Source organism: Paraclostridium sp., assembly GCF_051656405.1.
GTDB lineage: Bacteria > Bacillota > Clostridia > Peptostreptococcales > Peptostreptococcaceae > Paraclostridium.
Genome location: NZ_JBOGBV010000011.1, coordinates 1 through 17,308, shown reverse-complemented (window position 1 = coordinate 17,308; position 17,308 = coordinate 1). Strand labels below are relative to the sequence as shown.

14 protein-coding genes and 1 pseudogene are annotated in these 17,308 nt (G+C 30.0%); all 15 read right to left on the bottom strand.

Going from position 1 to position 17,308, the window contains the following annotated elements:
* Nucleotides 1-137: 137 nt before the first annotated feature.
* Complete coding sequence (locus ACRDDE_RS01755) at nucleotides 138-1,151, bottom strand: TDT family transporter (protein WP_438625114.1); 1,014 nt, start codon at nucleotides 1,149-1,151, stop codon at nucleotides 138-140.
* A gap of 314 nt (nucleotides 1,152-1,465) precedes the next feature.
* Complete coding sequence (locus ACRDDE_RS01750; protein WP_438625112.1) at nucleotides 1,466-1,687, bottom strand: YdbC family protein; 222 nt, start codon at nucleotides 1,685-1,687, stop codon at nucleotides 1,466-1,468.
* A gap of 15 nt (nucleotides 1,688-1,702) precedes the next feature.
* Entirely contained in the window at nucleotides 1,703-1,942 is a 240-nt protein-coding gene (locus ACRDDE_RS01745) for a DUF1653 domain-containing protein (RefSeq protein WP_438625110.1), read from the bottom strand.
* A 220-nt stretch (nucleotides 1,943-2,162) separates the two neighbouring features.
* Complete coding sequence (locus tag ACRDDE_RS01740) at nucleotides 2,163-3,077, bottom strand: DUF2935 domain-containing protein (RefSeq protein WP_438625109.1); 915 nt, start codon at nucleotides 3,075-3,077, stop codon at nucleotides 2,163-2,165.
* A 137-nt stretch (nucleotides 3,078-3,214) separates the two neighbouring features.
* Nucleotides 3,215-3,922, bottom strand: a complete 708-nt coding sequence (locus ACRDDE_RS01735) for a YjjG family noncanonical pyrimidine nucleotidase (RefSeq protein WP_438625107.1) — start codon at nucleotides 3,920-3,922, stop codon at nucleotides 3,215-3,217.
* A 127-nt stretch (nucleotides 3,923-4,049) separates the two neighbouring features.
* On the bottom strand, nucleotides 4,050-4,523 hold the full coding sequence (locus tag ACRDDE_RS01730; protein WP_021429840.1) for a hypothetical protein: 474 nt from the start codon (nucleotides 4,521-4,523) through the stop codon (nucleotides 4,050-4,052).
* Nucleotides 4,524-4,808: 285 nt separating this feature from the next.
* Nucleotides 4,809-6,077 (bottom strand): annotated as a pseudogene (locus ACRDDE_RS01725) (dicarboxylate/amino acid:cation symporter).
* 191 nt (nucleotides 6,078-6,268) lie between these two features.
* Nucleotides 6,269-7,459: a dicarboxylate/amino acid:cation symporter gene (locus ACRDDE_RS01720; protein WP_438625105.1), complete on the bottom strand. Its 1,191-nt coding sequence runs from the start codon at nucleotides 7,457-7,459 to the stop codon at nucleotides 6,269-6,271.
* 159 nt (nucleotides 7,460-7,618) lie between these two features.
* Entirely contained in the window at nucleotides 7,619-8,770 is a 1,152-nt protein-coding gene (gene dnaJ, locus ACRDDE_RS01715) for a molecular chaperone DnaJ (RefSeq protein WP_438625103.1), read from the bottom strand.
* Nucleotides 8,771-8,874: 104 nt separating this feature from the next.
* A complete protein-coding gene (gene dnaK, locus ACRDDE_RS01710; RefSeq protein ID WP_438625102.1) occupies nucleotides 8,875-10,713 on the bottom strand; it encodes a molecular chaperone DnaK in 1,839 nt (612 codons plus the stop codon).
* A gap of 67 nt (nucleotides 10,714-10,780) precedes the next feature.
* A complete protein-coding gene (gene grpE, locus ACRDDE_RS01705) occupies nucleotides 10,781-11,335 on the bottom strand; it encodes a nucleotide exchange factor GrpE (RefSeq protein WP_438625100.1) in 555 nt (184 codons plus the stop codon).
* A gap of 15 nt (nucleotides 11,336-11,350) precedes the next feature.
* Entirely contained in the window at nucleotides 11,351-12,370 is a 1,020-nt protein-coding gene (gene hrcA / locus ACRDDE_RS01700; RefSeq protein WP_438625099.1) for a heat-inducible transcriptional repressor HrcA, read from the bottom strand.
* 103 nt (nucleotides 12,371-12,473) lie between these two features.
* Nucleotides 12,474-13,604 (bottom strand): radical SAM family heme chaperone HemW, encoded by a 1,131-nt coding sequence (gene hemW / locus ACRDDE_RS01695; protein ID WP_438625097.1) that lies wholly within the window; start codon nucleotides 13,602-13,604, stop codon nucleotides 12,474-12,476.
* Between the two features lie 199 nt (nucleotides 13,605-13,803).
* The gene (locus ACRDDE_RS01690) at nucleotides 13,804-15,132 is read right to left on the bottom strand and encodes an APC family permease (protein ID WP_438625096.1); all 1,329 of its coding nucleotides are present in this window, start codon (nucleotides 15,130-15,132) and stop codon (nucleotides 13,804-13,806) included.
* A 259-nt stretch (nucleotides 15,133-15,391) separates the two neighbouring features.
* Entirely contained in the window at nucleotides 15,392-17,197 is a 1,806-nt protein-coding gene (gene lepA, locus ACRDDE_RS01685; RefSeq protein ID WP_438625095.1) for a translation elongation factor 4, read from the bottom strand.
* Nucleotides 17,198-17,308: the final 111 nt, after the last annotated feature.

The window sequence follows — 17,308 nt, the reverse complement described above, 5'->3', positions numbered from 1 at the left end:
ATTTTTTAATTCCACAAATTATATCTAAAAGGTATTTTTAGTTATATAAGCGGTATTTTTTGAAGCATAAAGGATCAAAAAAAGAAACTATATTATTTAATATAGTTTCTTTTCTTTTAGTAAAAATTTATTTAATTTTATTTTTCATTAGAGTAAAGAGTTCCACCTATTAACTCTTCTTCTTTCTCTAAGTATTCTCCAACTCTTGGGTTTATTGCTTTAAAGAACATATTTAAGAAGTTTAATAATATAAAGAATACTACATATGTTGCTATAAATATTTCTATATTACCTAATAAATTAAATACTTCTCCTAATTTTGCATGCCCTATAGATGTAAAGTATACAGATAATTTATAAGCTGCTAAAGTAGCTATTGCTAATGGGAATGTAAATGATGCATATGTTGGTTTAAATCCTTCTTTAAATAATTTTAGTATATACCCATATACAACTACTAAAAGAATTAATCCTGTTACTATTAACCAAGTTAACATATATATATTAGGATTTGGATCTATTGTTAATATACCTACAACTCCAAGTGGTGCAGGTGAACAAACTATACCAACAGTAGGTAATTTTTTATCATCTAGTATCTCACTTTTAAATACTATATAAAGAACTACTGGTAAAAGTATTGTGTAGAATACAAATCCAAACATTAACATAAACTGAGCTATTTCTGGTATTATACCTCCCATACCTTTACTAGCAACACTACCTGTTATCATACCTGTATATACAATGAAACAAGTTGGCATTATATTACTAAATTTCTTTTCTTTAAATCTTATTACTGTATAAAAAATAATTATTGCATAATGATAAATAGCTGCCCCTATCCATAATGTACTACATATAGTTGGAAACTTAGGATAGAAGTATCCACAAACTAACCACGTTACCATCCCAAGCGTTGGATAAAATGTTCCTACAACTGGATCTTTTAATTCTTTATACATTACTTTTGGGAATTTAACTGCTCTTATAAGCATTAGAGTAAGCATTCCTAATGCTATAGCTATAGCAATTGGTTTTAGATATCCGATATCTTTAATTTGCCAACTGTTACTAAGTGTTATAAACGCTAAGCATGTTCCACTTATACCTATATGCATATTCTCAAGTTTATTTATATATTTATTCATTTAACCACCCTCTATTATGATATTTTGTATTTATAAATTATTTTTTTAAGTCTAATTTAATTTTCAATTACATATATATATATACCTCACAAGTATTGATTTTACACAGTTTTAATCAATTTTGCTAATTCAAGTTTTTCATACTTATCATTCATTTTTTTAATGATTGCCTTCGTAACCATTAATTCAGCTTATCTTTAGCTGGTTTTTGCTTTGAAAATTTTCTTGTTTTTTTACATAAAAACACCCTATATAAACAAACATTTTTATCAATGTTTGATATATAGGGTACATGAAAATATAATTATTAAATTTTATAAGTCTATCTCATTAAGAATTCTTTTAAGTTCTCTTAATTCATCTGTACTTAAAGTTAACCCTTTTCCCATTTTATCATGGTTTGAATCCCAATCTCTTATATCAAATTTAGGTGGCCTATCATTCCAACTTACTAAATTTAATTCTTTTGTCCATCCATTTGAAGATTCTGAAAGAACACCAAAGTTTTCTTGTATATCAAATTTTATACCTGCCATATCATCACCTCTTAATTATTTTCCTGTATATATTTCAAATCTATAAATTTGATTAGTTATATTATCTTCTCTTCCGTCTTCTACCTTCTCTTGAAACATTTTAAGTGGTCTAACATACATATCATACGGAGGGTACAACATTTGATATGATACCAATTCCTCTCCCGTCTCTGAATGTTTAACTATGCTATGTACATAATATAAATTTCCTTTAAAATGTCTGTATGGCCTTTTCTCTTGTATTTCATAAGTCACAATATCGCCTCATTTCTAAATCATTTTAATATGTATTTTATACCTATTTTTCTTTTATCTATCTGATATATTATACAATATTTTTATATTATTTCTAAATAATAATATATTTAGTAAACTTTGTAAATAAATTTTAAGCTAAAAAAGAACTCTAATAAATAGAGTCCATTTTTAGCTTAAAAGTTATATTGTGTAAAAAATAAAAATGTATTATCTGTAATTACATTGACTTATAATTTTCTAGCAACCTAATATAATGATTAGCTTCTCTTAATACATGGTCTGCAAGAAGTGGTAGTATTATAGATTTTATTTTACAGCTAGCAATTCCTTCTGTTCCTGCTTGTTTAAAATTCTTAAGTTCAATAGTTTGATTTAAAGTTTCATCTATAGTGTTTTTTATTGTAACATCGGTCATTGCTTTTGCCTCTTTTATAAGTTTATTAAAATCATCCGCAAATTCATCTGCTGTTTCAATCAATTTATTTTCAGAAGGATCAAGTAATCCTCTAATAAATAGTGCATGTTCCATCATGATTTGATCCCAGAATAACTCAGTTTCTTTAGCATCTTTAGAGTCAATATCAACCCTATTATCAAGATCTTCTATTAACGAAAGATATAATTTTGCTTCACGAATTATATGTTCAATAAGTAATGGATAATTAGTTGTAAATAAATTACAAGATAATACTCCGTCTAATACTGTTTGTTTAAAATTAATAAGACCTTTAATAATTTTTTTTGCATTACTATTAAGCTCACTTACATAATTTATTAATTTACTACTAACCTGTGGATTATTTCCGCTACGCAATCTAGCCTCTAACATAGTTATATTTTGATTTATTTCTATTCCTGTTAAGTTTTGTGTTTTTTGTTCTGTCCCCAATGTATAATCAGTAATGATTTCTCCAGATTTTAAAACCTCAGATCTAATTATTCCATTGCTAGCGCTTATTGCATATGATAATAATTTTTCAAACTCTTTTTTATAATGTTCTGCACTATTTGCCAAATTTGGGTTCTTGGGTGTAAATCCAGCCTCTAAAAAAAGTGAATGTTCTTTCATTATTCTTGCAAAAAATAAATGTACCTCAAGCGATAAAATAACATACTTTTGATCGTTTATCATATACCCCTCCTAAAAAACATTTTGCTGTATACTATGCATAAAAACTTTGGTTAGTGAATAAAAAACGGCATAGAATTTCTCCTATACCGTTTTTTATTACATTTGAAATTTTAAAATAAAAATTTTTACTTATAGTATTAAACCGCTACGCTAGCCTCTTTGTTTAACATTGATAATAGTTCAGATATATCAGAAATTTCATATGTAGGTTTTATATCGTTAGATTTTTTCTCTAAAGGATTAAACCATACACAGTCAATACCAAAGTTATTAGAACCCTTTATATCAGAAGCTAAACTATCTCCTATCATAAGAGTATCTTCTTTTTTCATAAAATCGTACTTATCAAAAATTATTTCGAAAAACTTAGAGTTTGGTTTTTCAACTCCCATTTCTTCAGAAATAAATATATCATCAAATAAATACATCATTTTTGAATCTTTAAGTCTTTGTTTTTGAGTCGTTCCTATTCCATTAGTCCCTGCAAATATCTTGTATCCTCTATTTTTTAATTGCATTAAAGTCTCCATAGCTTTAGGAATTGTTTTATGCCCTTTAGTTAAGCACTTTTGATATTCTTTTTCTACTATTTCACCTTTAACATCATATCCATACAAAGCAAAAAACTCTTCAAATCTTTTAGTTAGTGCTTCTTCTTTTTCTATAGTCCCTTGTTCTATCTGACTCCAAAATCCTCTATTTATAGACTTATACTGATTAAATGATTTTTCATCAAAAGAAATATTGTACTTTTTAAAGATAACCTTTAAAGAGTTTATTTCATTATCTTGAAAGTCTAATAAAGTATCATCTAAGTCAAATATTAAATGTTTATATTGTTTCATGTCTTCACCTCTTTTTATATAATACTCTATTTTAATTAAAAAGAATATGGATTTAATTAAATTTTGAATCTAACTTGGCTTGTCCTATTTAAAGTAAAAATAGAGAAGAGCTTAAAAATACTCTTCTCTAACATCCACAATTAGGGGTAACTTCTACTGGTATAACTCTATCTAAATCAGTTCCCTTACAACACATTTTTAAAAATCCGCAACCTACCCTTTCCCCTACAAATGTTGTGCAAAAACATCCATCTCCAAAACTAAGAGCTGGACTAAAGCTAAGATTTCCTATGCTGTAATCAGATAGTTCAAATTCAATAAGAGGATTCTTTACAGGGTGGCCGTGCTCATCTACTAATATTCCAAATATCATTTGCTTACAACCGCACATAACCTCAACCTTATACGGGAACATTAACTTAAGACAAACAGGTCTTGGTCCATGAGGCTTGCATTCTGGTTTCTTTTTCTTTCTACCCCTATAGCTATCATCTAATACAAGTTCTTCCTTATCAAAGTTTATTTTATCTAGTATAAACTGATGAAGTTCTTCTTCATTCGTTATATGTTTTCCATCTATCATAAAATTAAATTTACTCATAAACCCTCCCACCTCATAATAATTTTAAAGAATACTATATATTATGTTTAAGTCTTGAAAGTTGTTCATACTAAAATAAAGTCTTAATTTTTACATATATAATAAAAAATTCGCTTCGCTCATGTCGCCAACGACTCCGTCCGTTGCTCAAAATGTCATTTTTTACTTTCACCAAAACATTTGTATCACTATGTTACATAAGTTATCTACAAAATTTAATTAAGTATAATTTCCTTAATCGTAAAAAAAGTAGTAATCTTAACCTAAGATTACTACTTTTCCCTGTTAACTTGCCTTTTTAAAAGTTTCAACTTCTTCTTTTAACCAATTTTTACCTTCAACTAGTCTTGCAACTAGCATAGAACTTACTGTATTTCCAGTTGTGTTAAGTACAGTGTTAGGTATATCTGTTATTGTAGTTATTACTGTTAATAAAGGAATTGCTTCAACAGGGAATCCGAAGATGCTTACCACGAGCATCTCACCTATAAGTCAGCCACCTGCTACAGGAGCCATAAATACTCCAACAACAAGTACTGTAACTAATAAGTTTAATATGTTCGATGGGTCTGCCATATTTCCACCTAGTATTCCAGTTAAAAATGCAACTTTTACTATAACGGATAATACCGAACCATCTTTATGTATATTAATCCCTAAAGGTATAACTGTTTCAGCTATATCATCTGGTACCCCTATTTTTTTACTTGCTTCTAAGTTAGATGGTATACAAGCAGAACTTGAAGATGTCGCAAGAGCTGTAGCTATTGGACTTATAGAGTTTTCATAGAATTTCTTAACTCCTTTTTTACCACCTGATAAGTATGCATATAATGTATAACATACTACAAAGTATATTGCAGCTAATACACAGTAAGTTAAAAATACCCTTATGTACCCTGCTATTATTTCTTGACCTAGTTCACCTATAATCGATGCTGTATAACATCCTAAACCTATAGGACCCAACTTCATTATAATTCCTACTACATTTAATATTACATTTGTTCCTTCATTAAGTATGTTCTTTATAGTCTTTGCTTTTTCTCCTAAAACGGCAATTGAACTTCCTATTAGTACTGCAAATACTACTAATTGTAATAAGTTACCGCTTGAGAACAATTCACTAAAATCAGAAACTGTAACTGAATTTACTATTTGAGTTAGTAAATTTCCTTTTGATGCTAATTTCTCTTGATCTGGAGCAACCATCATTTCTTTTACTGAGTGAATATCGATTCCTTTTGATGGATTGAAAATTATAGTACCTATAATACCTACGACTGCCATTACTAATGTAGTTAATGTGAAAACAATAATTACATTTTTCATTATTTTCCCGAATCTTTGCATGCTATTGACGTTTGCAACCCCCGATGCAACGCTGAAGAACACAAGTGGGACTACTATCATCATGATTAAATTGATGAATAAATCTCCAAATGGTTTAAGAACTGTAGCTTTTGGCCCTAGTATAAGTCCTACTATGGCTCCAATTATTGTACAACCTAGTAACACAAATGAAGACTTATAAGTTTTTAAAAAGTCTTTCATGTGTAAACCCCTTTCCTGATATGAGTATATTTGTCGCTCCCGAAGAACATTGTATGCAAAATAGTTTTCAAAGTCAACGAGTATAGTTTTTTACAATATTTTACATATCTTTTATAGTTTTTAACTATATATAGGAAAACAATGTAAAAATAAGGCTATGAACTTAATATCCATAGCCTTATATATTAATCTTATATTGATTTTTCTTCGCTTTCTTCTTTTATATTTTTCTTATTTGCTACTCCGGTAAGCATAAGCGTTAATGCCCCATCAGCAGTTACATTACAAGCTGTTCCAAAGCTATCTTGAAGAGCGAATATAGTTAAAATAAGAGCCGTTCCTGTCTCATTAAATCCTAATACACTAGTTATTAATCCAAGTGATGCCATAACTGTGCCTCCTGGAACTCCTGGAGCACCTATGGCAAATATACCAAGTAAAGCTATGAATAGTATCATAGATGATACATCTGGCAACTTACCATAAAGAATTTGTGAAACTACCATAACGAAAAATACTTCTGTTAAAACTGATCCACATAAATGTATATTTGAAAATAATGGTATTGAGAAGTTTAAAATATCTTTTCTTAGAACTTTAGACTTTTTTGCACATTCAATTGAAACAGGTAAAGTTGCTGCTGAAGACATACTTCCTACAGCAGTTAAGTATGCAGGACCATAATGTTTTAACACTTCCATAGGATTTTTGCCCGACATAAATCCACTTAAAGCATATAAAAATGCAAGCCATATAAAATGCCCTATAAGAACTATAATGATTACTTTTATAAATACTGGTAATTGATTTGTTATAGACCCTTCATAAGCTAATGTTGCAAATGTAGTTGCAATAAAAATTGGAAGCAATGGAATTACTATTTTTTTTACTAAACTAAGAACTATATCTTGAAATTGATCTAGTAGTTTTTCAAATAAATCTGCCTTTGTCCAAGCAGTTGCAAGCCCTAAGATTATTGATAAAAATAAAGCACTCATAACAGGCATAATTTGAGGAATGTCTAATTGAAATATAAGAGCTGGTAATTCTCTTAAAGTGTCTGTAGTTGATTGTATTGATAATTTTGGAATTAACATATATCCGAAAATAGCAGAAAAAGTAGCTGCTCCGATAGAAGATATGTAAGCAAAAGTTATAGCATATCCTAAGAATTTAGAAGCATTGCTTTTAAGTTTTGCAATAGATGGAGCTATAAATCCTATTATTATTAAAGGAACTGCAAAGAAAATTACCTGACCTAAAATATACTTTAATGTTACTATAACATTCATAAAAGATTCTGGTGAATAAAGTCCAATTAATAGACCTACGAAGACAGCTAATATTAGTTTGAATATCAAGCTATCAAATAATTTTTTCATAAAAATCCCCCCCTCTTTAAATGTTATATAAACAAAATAGTATAGTCAACTAACTATTCAATTTATAGATATTTTCAATAAAATCTATTTGTTTGTATAGAATTTTTTATACATCAAAAAAATGAACTCTTTAGTTAGAGTTCATTTTATCTTATACTTTTATTTTCCTTTAAAAAAATCTTCTATCTTTTGTCCGAAAGTCTTCTTTTTTTCATGAACTTCATCTCCACAAGACTCCGCAAATGCTTTTAGAAGTTCTTTTTGATTATCATCCAATTTTTTAGGAATTTCAACTGTAACCTTAACATATTGGTCACCTCTTGTATTTCCTCTCATTTTTGATATACCTTTTTCTCTTAATCTAAATACTGTTCCTGTTTGAGTTCCAGCTGGAACATTATACATTACTTTACCATCTAAAGTAGGAACTTCTATTTCGTCTCCAAGTGCAGCTTGAACAAATGTTATAGGTAATTCAAAGTATACATCATATCCATCTCTTGTAAATAATGTATGAGGCTTAACATTTACTATTATATATAAGTCTCCCCTAGGTCCACCTTTTGATCCTAAGTCACCTTGACCACTTAACTTAATTATTTGATCATTGTCTATACCTGCTGGTATATCAACTTCTATAGTTTTAGTTTTTCTAATCTTTCCATTTCCATTACATTTAGGACATGGTGATTCTAAAACTTCTCCTTCTCCGTTACATGTAGAACAAGTTCTAGTACTCATTATATTTCCAAAGGGTGTTCTTTGAGCTGTTCTAACCTCTCCAGAACCGTTACATGTTGGACAAGTTTTTTTAGATGTTCCATCTTTTGCACCGCTTCCATGACATTCACTACACTCTTCAGTTCTATTTATCTTTATAGATTTTTTAACTCCAAATGCAGCTTCTTCAAATGTAATAGTTACAGTTTGTTTTATGTCAGCTCCACGTTCAGGACCTCTTCTTCTAGGTCTTCCGCCGCCAAAACCGCCTCCGAACATATCACCAAATATATCTCCGAATATATCTTCAAAGCCTCCAGCTCCACCGCTAAAGCCTCCAAATCCGCCTTGTCCTCCGAAGCCTCCATTTACACCCTCATGACCAAATTGATCATAATTAGATCTTTTTGTATCATCTGATAATACTTCATATGCTTCGTTTACTTCTTTAAACTTTGCTTCTGCTTCTTTATCATCTGGATTTCTGTCTGGATGATATTTCATTGCAAGTTTTCTATATGCTTTTTTTAACGTTTGTGCATCAGCACCTTTATCGACACCTAATACTTCATAATAGTCTCTTTTAGCCACGCTTGCCACCACCTTCGTATTACATAACAATAGCTTGTAGACGTCTACAAGCTATTATTAATTTTATATATTTATTATATACAAGTAACGTTGATTTTCAAATACTATTTTTGATCATCTACTTCTCTGAAATCAGCATCTACTACATTGTCATCTTCTTTAGGTTCTTCTTGAGCTCCACCTTGTGCTTGTTGATCTTGAGCAGTTTGTTGGTACATTTGCTCAGCTATTTTGTGGAACTTTTTGTTTAATTCTTCTAAAGATTTATTTAATTCTTCAGCTGTAACGTCTTCTTTAGCTTTTAATTCTTTTAATTTAGCTATTTCTGCTTCAACTTCAGATTTAGCATTAGCATCAACTTTATCTCCAGCATCAGCTAAAGTTTTTTCCATTTGGTATATAGTAGCTTCAGTTTGATTTAACGCTTCTATTTTTTCTTTCTTTTGTTTATCTACTTCAGCATTCATCTCAGCTTCTTTAACTTTTGCTTGTATTTCTTCTTCACTTAAGTTAGTTCCTGAAGTTATAGTTACCTTTTGCTCTTTTCCTGTTCCTAAATCTTTAGCTGTAACGTGTACTATACCGTTAGCATCTATATCAAAAGTAACTTCTATTTGAGGTATTCCTCTTGGAGCTGGTGGTATATCAGTTAATTGGAATCTACCTAAAGTAGTGTTGTCAAAAGACATACTTCTTTCACCTTGTAAAACATGTATATCAACAGCAGTTTGGTTATCTGCAGCAGTTGAGAATACTTGAGATTTTTTAGTTGGTATAGTTGTATTTCTTTCTATTATCTTAGTCATTACATTACCCATAGTTTCTATTCCTAAAGATAATGGAGTAACGTCTAGAAGTAATAAGTCTTTAACATCTCCAGCTAGAACTCCACCTTGTATAGCAGCACCTGCAGCAACGCATTCATCTGGGTTTATACCTTTGTGAGGCTCTTTTCCTATAAATTTCTTAACAGCTTCTTGAACAGCTGGTATTCTTGTAGATCCTCCTACTAATAATACATCATCTATATCAGAAGTTGAAAGTCCAGCATCTTGTAATGCTCTTCTAGTTGGTTCCATAGTTTTTTCTACTAAGCTTGCTGTTAATTCATCAAATTTAGCTCTTGATAAATCTATGTTAAGGTGTTTTGGTCCTTCAGCTGTAGCTGTTATGAAAGGTAAGTTTATGTTTGTACTCATTGTTGAAGATAATTCTTTTTTAGCTTTCTCACCAGCTTCTTTTAATCTTTGAAGAGCCATTTTATCATTTCTTAAATCTACACCTTCAGATTTTTTGAATTCTTCAGCTAAGTAATCTATTATAACTTGGTCAAAGTCATCTCCACCTAATCTGTTATTACCAGCAGTAGCTAAAACTTCAAAAGTTCCATCTCCTATTTCTAGTACAGATACGTCAAATGTTCCTCCACCTAAGTCAAATACTAATATTTTCTTTTCTTGATCTAATTTATCCATACCGTAAGCAAGTGCAGCTGCAGTTGGCTCATTTATTATTCTCTTAACATCAAGTCCTGCTATTCTACCTGCATCTTTAGTTGCTTGTCTTTGAGCATCTGTAAAGTATGCTGGAACTGTTATAACAGCTTCAGTTACAGGTTGCCCTAAGTAGCTTTCAGCATCTGATTTTAATTTTTGTAATGTTATAGCTGATATTTCTTGTGGACTATAATCTTTTCCATCTATGTTAACTTTGTAATCAGTTCCCATGTGAGTTTTTATAGATATTATTGTTCTATCTGCATTAGTAACTGCTTGTCTTTTAGCAGGCTCTCCTACTATTCTTTCTCCATCTTTTGTAAATGCAACTACTGATGGTGTAGTTCTCATTCCTTCGCTATTTGCTATTATTTGAGGTTCTCCACCTTCTAATACTGCAACACAAGAGTTTGTTGTTCCTAAGTCAATTCCTATTATTTTTCCCATTTTAATATCCTCCTTAAAAATTTATATGTTAATTGATATTAATTCAATTTTATTTTTTTATTCTATGTTAGCAAGATACTTTAACCATTGATGGTCTTAGCACCTTTGTACTTAATTTATACCCTTTTTGTAAAACCATAACCACTTGGTTTGCTGGTGTTCCATCTACTGATTCTTGCATAACTGCTAAGTGTAGGTTTGGATCAAATTCTTGACCTTCAGCTTCTATTTCTTCTAGTCCGAATTTTTCAAATGTAGCTTTTAATTGTTTTTGCACCATATCTATGCCTTTATACATGTTATCTTCTTTGTCTGTACAAGCATCCATAGCTCTTTCCATGTTATCCATAACAGGTATTAATTCATTTAGTATTTTTTCATTAGCAAATACACCCATAGTTTCTTTCTCTTGTTGAGTTCTTCTTCTATAGTTTGCGTACTCTGCTTGAAGTCTTTGAAGATTATCTGTAAGTTCTTCTATCTTGCTATCTTTTTCATCAGCTTCATCTACTTCTTTAGCTTCAGTAGCCTCTTCTATGGCTTCTTCGATAACTTCTTCAACTTCCTCTGATTCATTATCTTTTATATCTTCTTGTAATTCTTCTTGTATATTGTTTTCCAAAACTTACACCCCTAACTATTTTTTGTTTAGTAGTAGTCCCATGTAATTTAATATAGAGTATACTTTTGAATAATCCATCCTTGTTGGACCTATCAAGCTTATTTTACCTACTACATTTTTATCTATATTGTAAGTTGCAGTTATAATACTACAATCTTGAGCTACCTCACATTCATTATCACTTCCGATAATTATATTTAGGTTTTCTTTTTGTATTCCTTTAGATTTAAGCATACTCGATATATTTTCTTTCTCTTCCAGCATATTTAGAAATGTTTTAGCTCTAACAACATCGCTAAATTCTGGGAAATTAAATATATTAGTTGCTCCGCTTAAAGATATTGCTGTGTTGCTTTCTTCAAAATCGAAGTTTAGCGCATCAATAAGCTTATCAATAAATAAAGAGTTTTCTGTTATTTCATATTTTATATAGTTTAGAAAATCTTCATCAATTTCAGTTATATTTTTTCCTGAAAGCTTCTTAGTAAGATTATCAGAAATTAAATTAAGTTTAGATTGATCAATCTGTATATTGGTTGATATAATAGTATTTTTTATTTCACCTTTTTCTGTAACTATTATTAAAACCATACTTTTTTCATCTAATCCAACCAATTGAACATGTTTTATAACTTGAATATTTGATGTATTTTTAGTAACAGCTATAGTTGTGTAATTAGTTAACCTAGATATCAACTTAGATGTTTCATGTATCAAATCTTTCATATAATTCATGTTTTGGCTTATTGACTCTTCTATTAAATGTTTTTCAATATCATTTAATTCACATGTACTCATTAAAGAATCAACATATAACTTATATCCTTTTTCTGAAGGAATTCTCCCTGAGGAGGTATGAGGTTGAATCAAATATCCTAATTCTTCTAGGTCAGCCATTTCATTTCTTATAGTGGCTGCACTAACTCCTAGCTCATACTTTTTAGAAAGAGTTCTAGACCCTACAGCTTCTGCAGTTTCTATATAATCTTTAACAATAGCTTTAAGGATATTTAGTTTTCTTTCATTTAATTCCATATAATCCAAAGCCTCCTCTTTTGTTAGCACTCATTTAATTGGAGTGCTAAAAGATTATATATATTTTATATCACTTTAAATTTGCTTTGTCAACACTTTTTGATTAATTTAAAAATTCTATGAACACACTATTAGAAATTTCTCTTCCTTTTTGAGTAAGAGAAATGTTTTTTCCATCGAATCTGACAAGCTCTCTTTTTATAAGCTTATCCATAACTTCTTGATATATATCATAAAAATCTGTATCAAATCTTTCTTTAAATACATCTAGATTTATGCCTTCATTCATTCTAAGTCCCATAAATATAAATTCCTCTATCTTATCTTTTTTCGTTAATTTAATTTCTTCACTAACAGGCTTTATATTTTGCATAATACACTTATTGTATTCACATATATCTTCTATATTTGAATATCTAGTATCTCCTATAAATCCTGATGCTCCTGGCCCTAGGCCTAAATAGTAATCACACTTCCAATATATAATATTGTGTTTACATTCTAAATCTTCTTTCGAATAATTAGATATTTCATACTGGTTATATCCATGTCTTTTTAAAGTATCGATTGTATAGTTATACATATTTATATCTGTATCTTCATCTAGTAATTCAAATTCTTTATTTTGATACATATCATATAACTTCGTTCCCTGTTCTAATATAAGTGAATACGCAGATATGTGTGACGGATTTAAATTTATAATTTTATCCAATGTATCTTTCCATTCTTGAGTTTTTTGGTTTGGAAGCGCATACATTAAATCTATATTTATGTTTTTAAACCCTATATCTAATGCATCGTAATAGTTTTTCTCAAATTCTTCATAGGTATGTATTCTTCCTATAGATTTTAAGTGATAATTTTGAGTAGCTTGAAGCCCTATACTCAATCTATTTATACCCATTTTTTTCATATCTTCAAGTTTTTCTCTATTTATTGTTCCTGGATTACATTCAATAGTTATTTCCGCATCTTTTTTTATATTAAAATTCTCATGTATATTATTAACAAGTTCTTTTAGTTCATCTACAGTTAAAATACTTGGAGTTCCTCCTCCAAAAAATACTGTATCAAAACACTTGTCCTTAAATTCTTCTTTATAAAATTTCATTTCTCTTTCTATATTTATTAGATATTCTTTCTTTTGATTACTATTAATTTTATACGAGTTAAAATCACAGTAATAACATTTTTGCGCGCAAAACGGCACATGTATATATAGTCCTAACATAATTACTCCTTAATATTTAAATATAATTATATATATTATACCTCAAAACATAACTATTCTAATCTTATTCATCTAAAATTCATATAAAATATTCCTTGATTAAACTTCTATATACATCAAATAATAATTTCCTTAAGCACAAAAAAGAGATAGTAAAATTACTACCTCTTTTTTATCTATTTATTAAATAATTAGTTAATTATTTTTTTTGCTTTTTTGACATTACTGAGTAAACTGGTAACCCTATAGCTGTAACTATTAATCCACCGGCAGCTACTAAAGTATTATTCATTAATTGGTTAACTATAACGAATAATCCACCAGATATTGCTATTAATGGTATTATTGGGTATAAAGGCACTCTGTATGGTCTTTCTAAGTTTGGTTGATCTTTTCTTAACTTCATTACTCCTATGAACGTTAATACATAGAATACCCATATTATGAATATTGTTAAATCTGTTAATAAGTTGAATTGTCCTGATAATGCATATAAACAAGCAAGTATTGCCATTAAGAATATTGCATTTGCTGGAACTCCACCTTTATTTAACTTACATAATGCTTTACTTCCTGGTAATGTACCTTCACAAGCCAATGCATAAGATACTCTAGGTCCAGTTAATAAGTATCCATTTAATCCACCGAATACAGATATTAATATACCAACTGTTACTATTTTACCACCCATTGGTCCAAATATTCTTTCTGCAACTAATGATGCTGGAGCACTTACTGTTGCCATTTCACTAGCTGGTACAACCCATAAGTAAGCTAAGTTTATAACTACATAAACAGCCATAACTATTGATAAACCACCAACTATAGCTTTTGGTAAGTCTTTACCTGGATTTTTCATTTCTCCTGCTATAGAGCCAACATTTATCCATCCGTCATATGCGAATAATGCTGCTATTAAAACTTGACCTAAAACAGCTCCCATAGATAAGTTCTCACCTATGAATGGAGTTGTTATAGAGTTATCTCCTGATCCATTTATAAATCCGAATACTATTATAACAGCTAATGGTATTAATTTACATATAGTTGCTACAGTTTGTATTGTTCCACCTAATTTAGATCCTACTGTATTTAATACTGCTAAAAATAATATAATTCCTAATGCTATTGGTAATACAACTGCCATATTAGTTTCACTTTGACCTATTAAAGTAGCTGCTTGTTGAGCAAATATTACGCCTAATGCTGCTGCTGTCGCTGGGAAGAATAATACCGCTTGCATCCACCCTGTTAAAAATCCTAATCTGTCTCCATATATCTCTTTGATATATATCATCATACCACCAGTTTTTGGTATTGCTGCAGATACTTCTGCTGCTGTAAGTCCAGCTGCTATTGTTATAACCCCAGCTATAACCCATGCTAACATACCTAAACCTGGTGCTCCACCTGTTGCTGAATATATAGCTTGAGGTTTAAAGAATACCCCTCCACCTATAACCATACCAACAACTGTAGAAAGCGCTGCCGAAAAACCTAAAGTTTTTTGAAGTCCTTTGTTGCCCATCGTTTTCCTCCTTATACTTTTGCTTTATTAAAATGTCCAATATGAATATTACTACATTTTTTTATAAATAACAATACATTTCGACACTTTTATTTATTTTTTTACAGTACTTTAATTAAATTCATTTATTTTATAATTTAGGATAACCATTACCACATTATTTTATTAAATTTTAGTTAGTTTTTATACTAAATTTTCTACATTTTTTGATTATTTGCACAAAAAAAATGAAGGAAAAATTCCCTTCATTTTCTAATAATTAGCTATCTAATTTTAATACAGACATGAATGCTTTTTGTGGAACTTCTACAGATCCAATTTGTCTCATACGTTTCTTACCTTCTTTTTGTTTTTCAAGAAGTTTCTTCTTACGTGATATATCTCCACCGTAACACTTAGCAAGAACATCTTTTCTAAGTGCACTTATAGTTTCTCTAGCCATTACCTTATTACCAACTGCCGCTTGTATAGGCACTGGGAATTGATGTCTAGGTATTTCACCTTTTAGTTTTTCACACATTGACTTCCCTCTTGAGTAAGCTTTACTTTCATGAACTATAAAGCTAAGTGCGTCAACTTGTTCTTTGTTTATTAATATATCTAATTTTACAAGCTTAGAAGGAACATAATCCTTTAACTCGTAATCTAATGATCCGTATCCCCTTGTTCTAGACTTTAGAGCATCAAAGAAATCATAAACAACTTCATTAAGTGGAAGATCATAGTGAAGCATTACTCTTTTTTCATCTATGTATTCCATATTTATCATATCTCCACGTCTCTCTTGGCAAAGTTCCATAACAGTACCTACATAATCTTTAGGAACTATTATATCTCCTTTTACCATAGGCTCTTCTATCATTTGTATCTCATCACGTTCTGGTAAGTTAGCTGGATTTTGTACCATAACTAATTCCCCATCAGTTTTTGTTACTTTATATATAACAGATGGTGCTGTAGTTATTATGTCTAGATCAAATTCTCTTTCTAATCTCTCCTGGATTATCTCCATATGTAATAGTCCTAAGAATCCACATCTAAATCCAAATCCTAATGCTGCTGAACTTTCAGCTTCGAATTCAAGAGCTGCATCATTAACTTGTAGTTTCTCTAAAGCATCTCTTACATTTTCGTACTTTTCTCCTTCACCTGGATATATACCACAGTAAACCATTGGAGTTGCCTTTTTATATCCCGGCATTGGATCATCAGTTGGGTTGTTAGCATCAGTTATTGTATCACCAACACAACAGCTTCTTATATCTTTTATACTAGCTGCAATATATCCAACATCTCCAGCACTTAACTCGTCTAATTCTCTTTGTCCTGGGGCCATAACACCAACTTCAGTTACTTCAAACTTTTTGTTAGTGTTCATCATTTTTATAGTCATACCTTTTTTAACTGTTCCCTCATATACTCTAACGTATGCTACAACCCCTTTATATGCATCATAATATGAGTCAAATATTAATGCTTTTAAAGGAGCTTCTGTATCACCTTGTGGTGCTGGAACATTTTTAACTATAGCTTCTAGTACATCTTCTATATTCAAACCACTTTTAGCTGATATAAGTGGAGCTTCACTTGCATCAAGCCCTATTATATCCTCTATTTCTGTTTTTATTTCATCTGGTCTTGCACTCGGTAAATCTATTTTATTTATAACTGGTAATATTTCTAAATCTTGATCTATTGCTAAATAAACATTCGCTAATGTCTGAGCTTCAACACCTTGCGCTGCATCTACTACAAGTAATGCTCCTTCACAAGCTGCTAAACTTCTTGAAACCTCATAGTTGAAGTCTACGTGTCCTGGAGTATCTATTAAGTTTAAGTAATACTCTTCTCCGTCCTTAGCCGTATAAACTAATCTAATATTTTGAAGCTTTATAGTGATTCCTCTTTCTCTTTCAAGATCCATGTTATCTAATAACTGATCTTTCATCTCTCTTTCACTAACAAGTCCTGTATGTTGAATTAATCTATCTGCTAAGGTAGACTTTCCATGGTCTATATGCGCTATTATACTAAAATTTCTCGTTCTACTTTGTTTGCTGTCCACCTTTTATTCCTCCTTTTTATTATTATCATAACTTTTATTTTATAATATATCCGCAATTATGTAAATATTGATACAACAATTTAAACAAAGGTTCTTAAAATAATATTAGGG